Genomic DNA, 14883 nt, shown 5'->3' on the forward strand with positions numbered 1-14883 from the left:
GTCACCCATTTTACCATTAATAGTGCAAAATGTCTTGACTTAGAGTCAAAATTTTTGAAAAAAGTTGAAAGCGACTAGTAGTTTTTACTGAAACTTATTCGAAAACGACATTTTCTTTTCCCAAAAGGGTATTAAACGCTTCTTTTGCCTCTAAAGAATCAGTAATCCAGAAGCTTTTATCTAAAATGACTTTCTTTTTTTGATCTGCATAAAACAATACTACGGGGACAATCCCTGGAAATTGTTGGATAATCTTTTTTACTTCCTGCAGAACCGCTGGCGCCCCTTGTGACTGTTCTATTTTCAAATAGCAAGTTGTTGCACTAATTCCTGCTTCTAATGATGTGGCTTCTGCAATTTCATTCACTAGCACCTGCAGCTCCTGATTATACTTGCTTTTCTCAACCTTGCCCTCAACATAATACACCTGATTTGGATGAACTGTCTGCCGCAGCGACCGGAAGACTGTTGGAAACAAAGTCAAAGATATAGAACCTGTACTGTCATCCCCTTCAACAAAAGCCATTTGTTCGCCTTTTTTAGTTCGGATAGTCCGCACATTTTTTACATAAATCAACAAACGAACCTGTTGGTTTTCCACAACATCATTAATTGATAGAATCTGCTTTAGTTTGATTAGCTTGGTAAACTCTTCAGCAGGGTGCCCGGATAAATAAACACCCAAATACTGTTCTTCCTGAGCCAGCTTTTCTTCAAGAGGATAGTCCTGAATCTCTTCTTCTTTCAGCTCTAATGTTTCGAAAAGATCTGAGCTGCCGCCGCTGTATATAATATTTTGAATTTTACTTTCCAACTGATTATCCAGCTGTCGTCGATTAGCCGTTAATTCATCAAAGGCACCAATCGCAATCAAAGGCGCAATATTTTCTTTCTTACGCCATTTTGCTGGAATGCGAAACAGAAACTGATCGAAACTTTGATAATGACCATTTTCTCTTCGTTCCTGCAGAATATCCTGAATGAAATCTCTTCTAATTCCTTTTAGAGAACTAAAGCCGAACATAATCTCATCTTGCCCCTTCAAATAAAAGCTATACTGACTATAGTTAATTGACGGGGCTAGTATCCGCACATTGTTCTTCTTTGCCTCATTAATATATTCTTTAATTTTATTTGGGTTATGACGAACCGAGTGAAGCAATGCCGCATAGAATGCCGCAGGATAATGTACTTTTAAGTAAGCCATTTGGAATCCAATAAAGGAATAAGCAAATGCATGAGAACGGTTAAATCCATAATTTGCAAAGCGTTCAATGTAATCATAAATCATATTGGCGGTTTCCTCAGAATACCCCTGATTTACGCCCCCTTGAACAAAATGACGCCGCTCCTGATCAAGAATGTCCTTCTTTTTCTTACTAATTGCTCTTCGTAAAATATCTGCTTGACCTAGACTAAAGCCCGCCATTTTTGCAGCCACCTGCATAATCTGTTCCTGATAGACAATTACGCCATAAGTATTTTCTAAAATAGGCTGTAAAGAAGCATCTGGATAATCAATTGGCTCGATACCTTTTTTTCTTCGAATAAATAAATCAATGTTCTGCATTGGTCCCGGACGGTACAGAGCGTTAACCGCTGCAATATCTTCAATACTGGTTGGTCCTAACTTTCTTAAAACGTTGCGAATTCCGGCGGATTCAAACTGAAACACACCACTTGTCTCTCCCCGTTGAAACAAGGCCAGGGTCTCTCCATCATCAAAAGGAATATCGCTTAATTTTAATTCTTTTTTATAGATTTTTCTGATTGCTTTGAGTGTATCGTCAATGATTGACAGGTTTCTTAAGCCTAGAAAATCCATTTTCAGCAAACCGATTTTTTCTACATCATTCATGGTGAACTGAGTCAGCAAAATATTATTAGTCCCAGTCTGCAGCGGAACCAGCTCCAGCAAATTTTTATCACTGATAACCACACCTGCTGCATGGGTAGAAACATGACGGGGGAGACCTTCCAAACGAACAGCAGTATCAAACAACAGCTGATTAACTTCTGAACTTTCCACAAGCTCTACAAGTTTTTTTGATTCCTGATAAGCTTGCTTCAACGTTATTTTCAATGTACTAGGTACGGCCTGAGACCAGCGGTTGGATTCACTTTGAGACAAGCCAAACACTCTAGCAGCATCTCGTAAAACCATCTTGGCTGCCATCGTCCCAAACGTTGCAATTTGTGCCATATGATGATGTCCATATTTCTCCTGAACATAAGCTAGAACCTGTTCCCGTTTATTATCAGGAATATCCAAATCTATATCAGGCATCGAGTAGCGTTCCGGATTTAAAAAACGTTCAAAAAGTAAATCATACTGGATTGGATCCACATCTGTAATCGACAGTACATAGGAGACAAGTGAACCAGCTGCTGATCCTCGTCCAGCACCAGTGACGATTTTATTTTTGTGAGCGAATGCCATTACATCCCATACAATCAAAAAATAGTCGTCAAACCCCATACTATGAATGATTGATAACTCTTTTTCCAAACGCTCCTGATACTCTGGAGTCACCTGCAGCACCCGTTGCGATAAACATTCATTACAAAGCTGTCGCAGATATTCTCCCGCTGGCAAATTATCAGGAACTGGATAATGAGGTAATAATTTCTGGTGCAGAGGTAATTCAAAACGGCAGTTTTCTGCCAGTTTACGGGCATTCTCTGTACCTTCTCTGCCAATCAGCTCTGTCAGCTGATTCTCAGCTTCCTCTGCTGTTCTCAGATAATAGGGACCATCAATTTCAGCTTCTTTTAGGTTTACCTCCATTGGTGTGCCAGATTCAATATGTTCAAGTACCCGTAAAGCGAAACCATCCTCTCGAACCAGATATCTTGTTTCCTGCAGTGCTATAATTGGGTAGCTTCGGCTGCGGATGAATTCAAACAAAAGAGGATCAGTTACGGGATTGCACATGAAAGAGGCTCCAATGAAAAACGACTCGGCATCGATTACTGCCAACAGTTCATTCAGCTCCCTGTCTATCTCTTCCGCATTTTTTTCCTGAAAATAATTTACAACGCCTTTATCACTAGGCATAACAACATACAAATCAGTCAGCAAACTGGAAAAACTGCTAAATTTCAACGCTGCTTCATTTGTCATTCTCATGCTGGAAATACGCATGAGATTTTGATAGCCCTGCTGATTCTTTGCATATAATATTAACTGAACTTTTTGATCACTAATCTCAGGTGTATATTCCAGTGTCATGCCGATGACGGGTTTAATATTTTCTGCCAGACAGGCTTCGTAAAATTCAACAGCTCCATGAAGAACGTTGATATCAGATATACCTAAATAGTGATACCCGTACTGCTTCGCTTTCTTAACAAATTCTGCAATTCTGATGGTACTGGAAAGCAGAGAATACGAGGTAATTGTATATAGCTGCGGAAACATTTGAAACCCTCCTTATGAAACAAATTTCCTCTTTCTTTACAATAAAAAAAATTGTGCTAAACTAGTAGCTAGAAAAGAGGTGCTATTTATGCGCTACATTATTGCATTATTCTGGTCCTTTGTATTAGGACAGGTGGTAGGATATATTGGCGGTGCCTTAAACAACGGCAGCTATGATTTTATGCTTACAACTATTATATCTCTTATTGCCGGCGTTCTTATTCTATTAATTGGTCATTTTGCTGTCCCCAAAAAGAAAACATCTCAGGTATAAAACCAAGATTAGTGGGCAGGATATTCATTGGGATATCCTGCCCACTGCTTTTTACTTACTAAAAATACCTTTAATCTGTCAGCTTCACTGCCTAGCAGTGAGCGGACAGAAAAAAACCAGTTACACTAATTGTAACTGGTTTTTGATTGTTTTCAACCGTTTAAATTCGTTTCTTTAAAATTTTTCTGAAATTGAAAACAGATAGGCACATATTCCCCAAAACAAAGCAGGCTGTAGTAATAAATACTGCACTGTAGCCAAGTCCATGGGCTACAGTTGATCCAATCATGGGTCCCAAAACCTGTCCGAAATTGCTGAACATCTGATTATAGCTGTATATTCGGCTGACTCCTTCCGGCGGCGTCAGTTTTCCAATCAAGGTATTGATTGACGGCATTAGAGCACCCGTTGAAAAGCCCAGCATGAAACGTAGTGCACCCAATTGGAAAGGCGTTTGCACAAAGGCCATAGGAACATAGCAGAGAAAAGACAGCAGGAGCCCTCCCAGCAATACTTTGTGATTGCCGATTTTATCGCCTAATTTCCCTAATGAAGGCGAGGAAATAATCGCTGAGACCCCTGCAACAGAAACAATCAGACCACTAACAAAAAGAATATTATCCTGATTGCCGCTTAGTGAACGGACATAAAGTGTCAAAATAGGGCTGATACTCGTTACACCTACTTGCAGAATCAATGTTGTAACAAACAAACCAATTAATATGGAGAGATGGTTCACTCGTGAAAAAACTTCTTTAGTAGACAGTAGGTCCTTCTTCTCCACAGGTTCAAAATCTTCCTTCACCATAAAAATTGTCAGCAATGTTGTAATAAGCAGCACGAAACCTGTAATGATAAATACATTTTCCATGCCAAACCACTGAGCAAGTGCTCCACCAATTGAAGGACCAATTAGATTGCCTGCAACTGCACCAGTAGATAATGTTCCCAGCGCCCAGCCGCTCTTTTCTCGAGGTGCCTGAGAAGCAATCATTGCTGTCGCATTTGGTATGTATCCCGATAAAATACCATTTAAAAAACGCATGATTAGCAGCCAGTAAACATTCGGCACAAATGCCAGAGACCCCATCGTAAAAGTCATGCCAGCTGCTGCCCGAATCATCATAATTTTTCGACCCTTTTGATCAGCTAGATTCCCCCAGATAGGCGCAACTATAGCTGCTGCAAAAGCCGTCACCGAGATGGCCAGCCCAGAGAACAGTTCAATTTGGCTCTTCGGTGTTCCTAATTGTTCTATGTATACTGGAATGAAGGGCATCACTAAACTGATGCTGGCTCCCGTAAAGAAACTTCCCAGCCAGGCAACCATCAGATTCTTCTTCCAATCTATCTTCATTGCCTTCATCACCCTCCTCATATGCTTTTTTCTCTTTAACTATACTCCATATTTAAAAATCTCACAAAATTTTTATTTTTCTGTATCTTAGAATAATAATGTTGTACGGTTATGAGCAGGACAAAAATAAGTTCCTAGACTCTTTGTATGCCCGAACCCGAATAAACAGAGAGATAGAAGCAGCTTCTTTGACAATAAGCCTGAATTTAGCAAAAATTTGTGAATCACCAGGTAAGAATCACTCGACATAGAATGTCTAACATTCGTGTTTCCTGTGATTTTCTTTCATACGTTTATTCGATAAAGTTACTCTTAGTCTAAATGAAAGAACCAGAAATAGAACAAGCACTTTCTTTGTTTCAAAACATGTCAATTTATTCATTCTTTTAATCCTGATAATACAGCTTAATATAGTATCAAAAAAAAGAGCGGCATTTACTGCTTCCGCTCTCATTTTATTAACTATATCAATCCCGAATCGTTCTTCATTTTATATTATAATGTTGCTAAAATAATAAAGTTAATAATAAATAATGCATTAACGACCCAGATAATTGGCGATACTTCTTTTACCTTGCCTTTCGCCACTTTCACTACAGCAAAGAATAAGAATCCAGCTGCTATTCCGTATGAAATACTGTAGCATAGTCCCATAAAAATAGAGGCAAAGAATGCTGGTACGGCTTCTTCTAAATCTGTCCATTCAATATCCTTGAATGAAGCCATCATCATTACCCCCACCAGAATTAATGCTGGTGCAGTAGCCTGGGCTGGTACGATGGAAATCAGTGGAGAAAATAGACTACTTAAGGCAAACAACGCTGCAACTACAACAGAGGTTAGACCTGTACGTCCGCCAGCACCAATTCCAGCTGCACTTTCTACATAGGTTGTTACATTGGACGTTCCAAAAACAGCACCTACAGAAGTTGCGACTGCATCCGCAAATAATGCTTTATCCATTTTTGTCGAAAGGCCCTTGCTTTCTTCCAGTGCAATTTCATCCTCTTTTGAAAAGATTCCTGTCCGTCTACCCGTTCCGATAAATGTTCCAATTGTATCAAATGTATCAGATAAGCTAAAAGCAATTACTGTCATTAAAACTTGTGGAATTTTTGAAGTGTCACTAAATAGCGACTGCATCCCGTCTTTCCCAAAAGCAGCACCAAAGGTTGTGCCTAACGCTGAAATAGAGCTTCCCAACGAATTTCCCTGCCAGTCAATAGCAGATAAATCAACTACTCCTAACGGAATTGCCAAAAGAGTTGTCAAAACAATACCAATTAAAATCGCGCCTCGAACATTCATAACAACTAGAACAGTCATAATTACTAAGCCCAGAATCGCTAGAATAATTCCCGGATTATTGAAATTCCCTAATGCCGGCACAATACTATCGCCATTTACAGCTCCATTAACTGGTTCAGCCTGTACAGTAAAATCAAGTAGTCCTGCATTCTTGATTCCAACATACGCAACAAAAATTCCAATCCCTCCGCCAATAGCATGCTGTAAGCTTTCAGGAATTGCCCGAATGACCATTTTACGGACTTTTGTAACTGTGATTAGGATGTTCACCAGTCCACAGATAAAGACCATTGCTAAAGCTTGCTGCCAGCTATACCCTAACCCGAAAACCACTGTAAAGGTAAAGAAGGCATTCAGCCCCATCCCCGGAGCTTGAGCATAAGGAACGTTAGCGAATAAGCCCATTACTAATGTTCCGATAATGGAAGCAATAATCGTTGCTAGAAATACCGCCTGAAAAGGCATGCCTGTTTCTGATAGAATCGAAGGATTAACGAATAAAATATAACTCATAGCAAAGAAGGTGGTAATCCCTGCTATCATTTCTGTTGAAACAGTTGTACGATTTTCTTTTAATTTGAAAAACTTTTCCATGAGTGTCTATCTCTCCTTAAAAATAATTCGCATACCTATCGGAAAAAAATAAATAAGAGCAAAATAATCATTTCCAACAAATACCTTTAAAGTATAGGAGATTTTTTTATATTTTTCAACAAAATACTAACAATATACACATTAATTATTTTTAATATTCGTATTTAAAACGTTTTCTCACATAGTTTGATCAAAAACAACTGGTTTAGATAAATGAAAAAACACAGCATTCGAAAAAGTCGAATGCTGCGTTTATTACTCTGCTTTTATAAATTAGGCTCTTCTCTTTTTCAAAAGATAGATAAAGCTTCCAGCTAAAAGAATAGTTCCTATGAACAGGCTACTATTCGCTGTTGCTTCCCCCGTATTCGGGAAAGCACCGCTTTCTTTACTTCCTGTCGTTGCCTCACTAGAACTGGTTTTCGTATCAGACTTAGTGGTAGTTGACGACGAATCTGTTGTTCCAACAGATCTTTTCAATACATCCAACGGGAAAACCGCACTGTTTAACTCCTCGTCAAGAACCACTGCAGTAATTTTTTCTTTTCCTTTAAGCTTCAACGCAGCTACATCGATTTTAATCTTTCCTTCACTGTCAGCCTTACCAGTTATATCGCCTTTAGGAAGAACATTTTCGCCTGTTGCTGACTTGCTTTTAGGAATATCTCCTGCAAACAACACAATCGTTGCATTTGGCAAGGTCACTCCCTGAAGATACTGATCATCTTCGTACAAAGGATCAAATAAAGTAGCCTTACGAATTATTGCTTCTTTATCTTCCGGCAGAACAGGCGGCTCTACATAAGGAGCTTTTCGATTTTGAATAACCGCTTCGATTGGCTCGCCAGCTGCTTCTTTCATCTCAATATATCCAATAAAGGTTTCAGTATCCGGCTGCATTGCGTCAACTAATTTGGCTTGTGTGAATCCAGCAAAGCCGTCGCCTCCGCCAAGTAAAAAGTCATTGATTACAACTCGATATGTTTGTTCACTTTTTAGTTCATTGCCTTTTGCGTCGACCATTGTCTTAACTTTAAATGGCTGTGCAGCATCAGCAGTTTTCTCATATGTGTAAAATAGTCCTGAAATTTGCAGGAAATATTTTTCTTCTTGATCATATTGTTCATTCAGCACTTGTTCGATTTGAGCACCAGTCATTTCTACAATTTGCATGATATTTCCAAACGGCTGTACAGCCTGCGCAGATCCCCAAGTAATTTCACCATTTTCACCAACGATTAAATCCGCTCGAATACCGCCGTTATTTGTCATCGCAAAGTCAACATCAATCCCCTGTGCTTTAGCCATTGCGACCTGACCGTCTGTAATTAAATTCCCTAATGGGGATTCTTTATGCTCATTAACCTCACGCAAAATTGCTTCTGACTTCTTAGCTGTTCCGATTTTTTTGCTTGTTACAGCAGATACACGGCTGTCTGCATCGGCAACAACAGCTGCAACAGCTGCATCCGCAGCAGGAACATTTTCGCCTTCCGGTGCCACAGGAGTAACGGTAGCAGCAGGAGCTGTTTCAAAATCTTGTGTTGCGACATCTAGATAGCCGCGAACATCTGCAAAACCTTTACCTTGAGAAGTAGATTGTACAACTCGGGTTTCTCCTACAAGTCCATTTGTATATTGATGGTTGTGCCCCGCTAAGAATACATCCACACTATTTTCCGGATAAAGTTTATTTACTTTAGCCATAATTTCTGCTGCATCACCGGAAATGGTTCCTTCCTTACTAGTAGAAGGAACATGGGCAAGAACGACAATTGCGTTTACCCCTTCTTCTTTTAGTTCACTGGCATAATAAGCAATTGTTTCAGCTTCATCCAGAAAATCGTATTCCTGATAATGCTCTTTTAGAACAAGGTTGGGAATTTCTGTGGTTACAACGCCAATAAATCCGACTTTAACTTTTTGTCCTTCTTCCGTACCAACTTCTTTTACCGTATACGGCTTCCAGCCAAAAGGAATTTGATCATCGGTTCCCTTCTTAACGACATTCCCGACTACAAGCTCTGTCTTGGACGCAACTCTTGGATAATCAGCCAAAATACCATAAGGATCACTTGAAGGTGTACCTCCAGTCATGATACGGTTAAATTCCGCCAATCCTTCATCAAACTCGTGATTGCCCAGAGTTCCCACTGAAAAATTCATTTCATTTAATACTTTAATTGTTGGTTCATCTTGAAGCAGTCCAGAATTTGCCGGACTTGCACCTACCATATCCCCAGATTGTATACGCAGTGTCTGAGCACCTGTATTTTCTGCTGCAAAAGATGTTTCCGCCTGATTTAAATAACCTGCCAATAAAGCTGCTGTTCCCGTATTGCTGACTTTATTACCGGCATCATCGTAGAATGATCCTGTTGTACTCAATGCACCATGAAAATCATTGATTCCCAAAAACTGAACAGGAATTTTAGTTGTATCCTGATCAACTGCATAAACACCTTGACCATTGCTAAACAAGAAGCCGCCTGCTGCTGCAGATATAAGCAGTAAACGGAACCCCCTATTTCTCTTTTTCATGCATTCGTTCCTCCTTAATAGTCTCACACTTCAGACTATCAATTATTGAAAAGGCTGTCAACAGCAATATGGATTCTTTTTACTTTATAGAGGCTATTCTTGAAGATTTTTACTGAATTAAGCTTGCCATTTCTATTTAGTGTGCTAGACTTAGAAAAAGAAAAATTGGCAGGAGGAAATACTTTGAAAAAATTAATTGCCATCGATTTAGACGGTACTACATTAAACATGAATTCTTTAATCAGCGAAAAAACGGAGCAGACATTAAAAAAGGCTATCGCTCAAGGGCACTATGTCAGTATTGCTACAGGTCGTCCTTATCGCCTAAGCAATCAGTTCTATAAACAGCTAAATTTAAATACACCTATGGTTAATTTCAACGGCGGGCTCGTGCACATTCCCGAAAAAGAGTGGGCAGGAGAACGTTCGTCCAGTGTAGGAAGAGATATTGTTTTTGATATTCTATCACAGAAAAAAGCTCTAAATCTGGATTTTGTTGCTGCCGAGAATAAAGAAACTTTTTTTATTGACAGCTTTGACCATTTTGATTCTGCATTTTTTGCTGCAGAAGCATCAGAAAAAAATCTACTGAATACGACAAATTTGATTACAGATCCGACTTCTCTTATGTTGTGTCCGGCCAAAGATCAGGTTGCAGCAGCGTCAGAAACTCTACTGAAGCAATATGGTGATTTACTGGATATTCGTACTTGGGGTGGTGCCAAGCCGATTCTGGAGGTTGTCGCTAAAGGAATTCAGAAAGCAAAAGGTGTTGCTGAAGTTGCTGACTATCTAAATATCAGCCAAAAAGATATCATTGCTTTTGGTGATGAACATAATGATGAAGAAATGCTGGAATTCGCTGGCTGGGGCGTTGCTATGAGCAATGCCACTGATCAAATAAAAAAAGTAGCCAACGATATCACTGATAAAACCAATGATGAAAACGGACTTGCAGATTACCTTGAAAACTATTTAAGCTTAAACTAATAAAAAGTCAATAGAATATCAGGGAAGTGCGCCTCCAAAGTTAGATAGGAAAATCTAACTTTGAAGACGCACTTCCTGCATTTATCGGATAGTTGTCTTTTTATCTAAATAAAGCTATTCTGGTTGCTCCTATGGATAGCCAATTCTATATTTATAAGTATTTCTTTACTTTTTTTCTGTTTTCTTCACTGGTAAATAGTAATCTAAAATGGCACTGGTTTCTCCTTTTTGCTTAGGCGTTTCATAGCGTTCGTCTGTGTAAACTTCACACAAAAAATAGTTCTCTTCATCTATTTCATATCCCTGTTTACTTATCTCTGCTCTTGAAAGCTCCGGACCACTGGAAAAAACATCATAGTCTTCCCCTTGAACCCAAATTTTCGCTAAGGTACAACTTGGAACACTGTAAACAGAAAATCCTTCTGGAATTGGCGCATCCAGCTGCATAAACAGCCCAATCACATAAGTAAACATACCTGTATCGTGGTCAACATCCCGAACATAGCCAATGTAATTTCCAAACGATTCCTCTAGAATAAATGCTTCATGCTCAAGCAATTGCTCAAAAACTTTTTCAGCGAAGCAGCGGCCCCAATGCTGGGAAATGCTCTGGGACATAAACGCAGCACGAATCTCTTTTCCCACAAATTTACAAGCTTCAAGTGGTCCAAAATCACTGTAAACCACCTTAGCCTTTTTTACCTCCCCTTCAACAACCCGATAATTTTCCAGCTGTTCAATCATCGCTTCTTCATGAAAAACAATACGGGGATACGGCTTAACTTGTGTATCTCTGTTTTTTCGCAGCATAGACGGCGACACACAATGCTGTTCTTTAAATGCCCGGCTGAAAGCTGCTTGAGAATCATACCCGTATTTAACTGCAATCGCCAGCAGGGATAATGTTGTTTTGCGAATGTCCTCTGCTGCCAGTGTCAGTCTTCGTTTACGAATATATTCTGAAAGGGTAATTCCTGTAACAAAGACAAAAATTCTAGGCAACTGCTTTGGTGTGCATTGTGCAATTTTTTCTAATTCCAAATAATCAATCTCTTCCTCAAGATGATTTTCAATATATACCACAACCTGATTCAGCTGATTGAAACTATTCATAATTACCACGCTCCTTTTCCTATAATTACTATAACAAAAGCAGCGAAGCCTTTTTTGATTTTTTTTGTACACTTACTGTAAAAAAAGACAATTCGCTTGTTCTGCGAATTGTCTTTTAGTTCAGTTAGTCTGGTTGTTCACACGCAGCCCAAGCATCAATCTCTACCTTTATTTTAGGAGAGGCCAATGCTTTTACATAGAGCAAGGTCATGCAGACTTCGGTTCCTTGAAGAAAATCATTCAGCAGCTCTGTACGTTCTTTCATATCCATCGGATCAACTAGATAAATAACCAGCTTAGTAATATCTGATACCTTCATATCAGCTGCCTCTAGGTTTTTTTGATGTTTATTAGAGCTTCTTCAAATTGTTTTCCTATGTCTTCTGACAATAAGCCATTCAGTGTCATACCAACTTGACCAGAAAGTGTTAACCAGCGAATATTTCCACTCATCTCTATTTGATGAGTATAGGCTCCTAGTGGCGGGTGGATACCCGCATGGTTTCTTGCTTCTTTCATATTTGACCTCTCCTTTAAAATGCTTATAGTTCAGCATTGTTCTAAAAACCAGCTACTCTTCTATTTCAAACTCTTCAATTCTTATATTCTGACTTTTCATTTAAGAGATAAACATGCGAATCAGATAGAAAACATAACTGATTAACCGATATAGAATATACAATGTAAATAAGTTGCCAACAATCAAGCGGAATAGTCCAGTTGAGCTTGATTTCAAATTTCTCCATGTAAATGCCCGTAAAAAACGTGGAAGCCGGGAAATCCTATTCATTCTTAATCGGTATTTCTCATCATACGTTAGTTCAAGCATATCAAAATAGACAATCTGAAATGGCTGTCTACTAAAGAACGCTTTAACAAATCCCACCAAAAGAGTTAATTCTTTATTATTTGAAGGCAGATTCCTTGAACCTTGCTTGTTGATACGCAGCTTATCACCATTCTCCAATAATACATTATAGGTAAATTCATCCTCTTCAAGCTTTTTTATGGTTCCATTTTCACGATATTCTAGTAAAAACTTGTCATAAATCTCATTAAATTTCAGCCGCTGCAATATGAAAAGCAATAGCATTCCGGCAAATAGAAGGATCAGCACAAGGTTTACCCATAAGCCCTCCGGAAAAAACACGGTATACAAACTAGTAATTAGCAGGGCTGCTGCCATCCCAACAATACGCTTTAGATAGTAACTATGGTACATCTTTTCCATTGTTCTTCTATAGTAGCTAAAATCTGTATCTGCAAATTTCACTTGCTTTCCTCCTTCACTCTCATCGATAGGTCTCCTGTGTTGTAAAAGTTATTATAGCATACAGCTTGATTTATCAACTATCCGTATTTAGAAAATCTTCACGGATTTTGAAGAAGGTATTCTATTGTTTACATATTTTATCAACGATTTCCCTTGCTAATGACTTTTCAGCTCACATTCCCTCTGCTGAAACGCCGACATTCAATTTCTTTCCCTTCAAACAATGTCAGCAGCAATGAAGTAAAGTGTGATTCTGAAGGTAGATCGCTGCATACAAATAAATCCACTGCAGCATAGTTTTCTTCCGGCCAGGTATGGATAGTAAGATGCGATTCGGCAAGAATAATCACTCCGCTGACCCCCCAAGGCTCAAATTGATGAAAATAGTGCTGTACTCTGGTGAGTTTACATTCATCAGCAATCTGGAGCATTAGCTGTTCTACTAAAGGAACTGATGTCAGCTTTTCTTTGGGACAGTTTTTCAGTTCAATAAGATAATGTTTGCCAAGAGAATGCTGTTCCTGCAAATCAGGCAGTTTCTTAGTATCTATACGCAAAAAAGTATCATTAGCACAGATTGAACATTTTTTCCTCTTCAATTCTTCGATTGTCATCTCCGTATAGAGACCGACTGTATATTCTTTTCCACAGCGGCAGCATTGATACACAACATTTCGTGGTCGAAGCTCACCAGTATAGATGTAATCCGAGTAAGAACTTTCCGCTAAGACAGCTGGGTAACTGTCAATTTGAGTGGTTAGTTCATATAGTGTGCTTACTCCTCCAAGGATAGAAGCACCTGAATACTGATTAAATTTAGGTTTAATTTTCTCTATGACGAGATTTTGAAGACCAATCAACTTTTGAAGTGCCAGCTGTTTTTTAGGCGCTTTCTCCCCAAATGATAAGAAAATATGAGCATGTTCCAAGCGGCTGCATGAAACTGCCCTTGATAAAAAGAGCTTGAGTCCTGAAAGTGTGTACGGCGGATCAACATATATATAGTCAAACTGGTTTTTATACTTGCTCAGGGAACCTTCACGAAAATCTAAATGTTGACAGACTATGTCTAAGTCCATTTTCTTTGCAGAGGTATTTATGCAATGAATAACATCAGGCGACAACTCATACACCGTTAGTTTTTCAGTTGATTTTGTTCTTCCGGAAGCTTTTAGTTTTTTTATTAACAAACCTACTGCTAGAGAAGACAAATCATCATCCCCTAAAAATAGAATATGTTTATTTATAAAATCAGGCTTTTCTAGTAATAAAAAGGCCCGCTCAACAATCGTTTCTATTGTAGCAAATGCTTGGTCGTAAGCTACGGCAACACTCGGTCTATCAACTATTCCGACTGTTAGTTCCTCCGTCATTACTTCCTTCAGGCTTGCCTGTTCTTCTTTTGAATCAGTTACTTTCAGATAGTATTCTTTATTAATTGCTGCCCAGCCAAGCTGCTGTTCTACATAGAGTTTACCTTTTCTAGTTAAGCTTGTTCCTACCTTGTTGGACGCTAGACCTAACTTAACCAATTCCTTTTTTATAGCTGAGACAAGAGGGAGAGGTAATTTTACTTTTCCCGCCAATTTCTTTGTTGAGAGCTGCTTCCTCAGGTACCATTCGATTAAAAGTAAATGAACAACCTCTTCTGATTCTTCCAATTTTGTTTGTTCTTTAATTATCTTTGCTATATTCACTTGTGTCGGTTCTATTTTCATGTGTCAAGAACCATTCCATCCCTTCATTCATTACTTTCGATGAAATGACTATCTACACTAATTTAATGGTTTTATCTATTTATTCGCTGAATACATAAATCCTGTAAAAAAAACGAACTTCGTTGTCATTATCCTTGCTTATATTTCAAGCACAGGAGCTTTTACAGGAATTACGTCGTTAAAAAATAAAAAAAGACTGCAAAATTTCACAGCCTTCTCCTCTTATTTAACTAGCCTACATATCAGTAAGTGTGTTTAAATTATTTTGAGAATGCAAGGAAATCTATAGATACG

At 38.7% G+C, this 14883-nt stretch carries 11 protein-coding genes; 2 read left to right on the plus strand and 9 right to left on the minus strand.

The window, feature by feature from the left end:
* Positions 1–94 precede the first annotated feature (94 nt).
* On the minus strand, positions 95–3421 hold the full coding sequence (gene dnaE / locus AC1Z3K_RS16455) for a DNA polymerase III subunit alpha (RefSeq protein WP_461733329.1): 3327 nt from the start codon (positions 3419–3421) through the stop codon (positions 95–97).
* Positions 3422–3509: 88 nt separating this feature from the next.
* Between dnaE and AC1Z3K_RS16460 the strand changes: the two genes are divergently transcribed.
* Positions 3510–3695 (plus strand): YjzD family protein, encoded by a 186-nt coding sequence (locus AC1Z3K_RS16460; RefSeq protein ID WP_426080714.1) that lies wholly within the window; start codon positions 3510–3512, stop codon positions 3693–3695.
* A gap of 160 nt (positions 3696–3855) precedes the next feature.
* Here AC1Z3K_RS16460 and AC1Z3K_RS16465 read toward each other — a convergent pair whose 3' ends face one another.
* From AC1Z3K_RS16465 to AC1Z3K_RS16475, 3 genes are all read right to left on the minus strand, one after another.
* A complete protein-coding gene (locus tag AC1Z3K_RS16465; protein ID WP_461733330.1) occupies positions 3856–5052 on the minus strand; it encodes a multidrug efflux MFS transporter in 1197 nt (398 codons plus the stop codon).
* 495 nt (positions 5053–5547) lie between these two features.
* Positions 5548–6954, minus strand: a complete 1407-nt coding sequence (locus AC1Z3K_RS16470) for an NCS2 family permease (protein ID WP_461733331.1) — start codon at positions 6952–6954, stop codon at positions 5548–5550.
* Between the two features lie 273 nt (positions 6955–7227).
* Positions 7228–9495 (minus strand): bifunctional metallophosphatase/5'-nucleotidase, encoded by a 2268-nt coding sequence (locus AC1Z3K_RS16475; RefSeq protein WP_461733332.1) that lies wholly within the window; start codon positions 9493–9495, stop codon positions 7228–7230.
* A gap of 183 nt (positions 9496–9678) precedes the next feature.
* Here AC1Z3K_RS16475 and AC1Z3K_RS16480 point away from each other — a divergent pair, with 183 nt between their 5' ends.
* Positions 9679–10485 (plus strand): Cof-type HAD-IIB family hydrolase, encoded by an 807-nt coding sequence (locus tag AC1Z3K_RS16480; RefSeq protein ID WP_426080719.1) that lies wholly within the window; start codon positions 9679–9681, stop codon positions 10483–10485.
* 165 nt (positions 10486–10650) lie between these two features.
* Here the strand turns inward: AC1Z3K_RS16480 and AC1Z3K_RS16485 are convergent, their stop codons facing one another.
* The 5 genes from AC1Z3K_RS16485 to speD all read right to left on the minus strand — a co-directional run bounded on the left by AC1Z3K_RS16485 (position 10651) and on the right by speD (position 14589).
* Positions 10651–11598, minus strand: coding sequence for an AraC family transcriptional regulator (locus AC1Z3K_RS16485; RefSeq protein ID WP_461733333.1), 948 nt, complete (start codon positions 11596–11598; stop codon positions 10651–10653).
* Positions 11599–11722: 124 nt separating this feature from the next.
* Positions 11723–11917, minus strand: a complete 195-nt coding sequence (locus tag AC1Z3K_RS16490; RefSeq protein WP_426080721.1) for a hypothetical protein — start codon at positions 11915–11917, stop codon at positions 11723–11725.
* 11 nt (positions 11918–11928) lie between these two features.
* Positions 11929–12117 (minus strand): hypothetical protein, encoded by a 189-nt coding sequence (locus tag AC1Z3K_RS16495; RefSeq protein WP_426080722.1) that lies wholly within the window; start codon positions 12115–12117, stop codon positions 11929–11931.
* A gap of 100 nt (positions 12118–12217) precedes the next feature.
* Complete coding sequence (locus AC1Z3K_RS16500; RefSeq protein ID WP_426080723.1) at positions 12218–12871, minus strand: hypothetical protein; 654 nt, start codon at positions 12869–12871, stop codon at positions 12218–12220.
* Positions 12872–13038: 167 nt separating this feature from the next.
* Complete coding sequence (gene speD / locus AC1Z3K_RS16505) at positions 13039–14589, minus strand: adenosylmethionine decarboxylase (RefSeq protein WP_461733334.1); 1551 nt, start codon at positions 14587–14589, stop codon at positions 13039–13041.
* Positions 14590–14883 lie beyond the last annotated feature (294 nt).

The organism is Enterococcus sp. LJL128 (genome assembly GCF_056924295.1).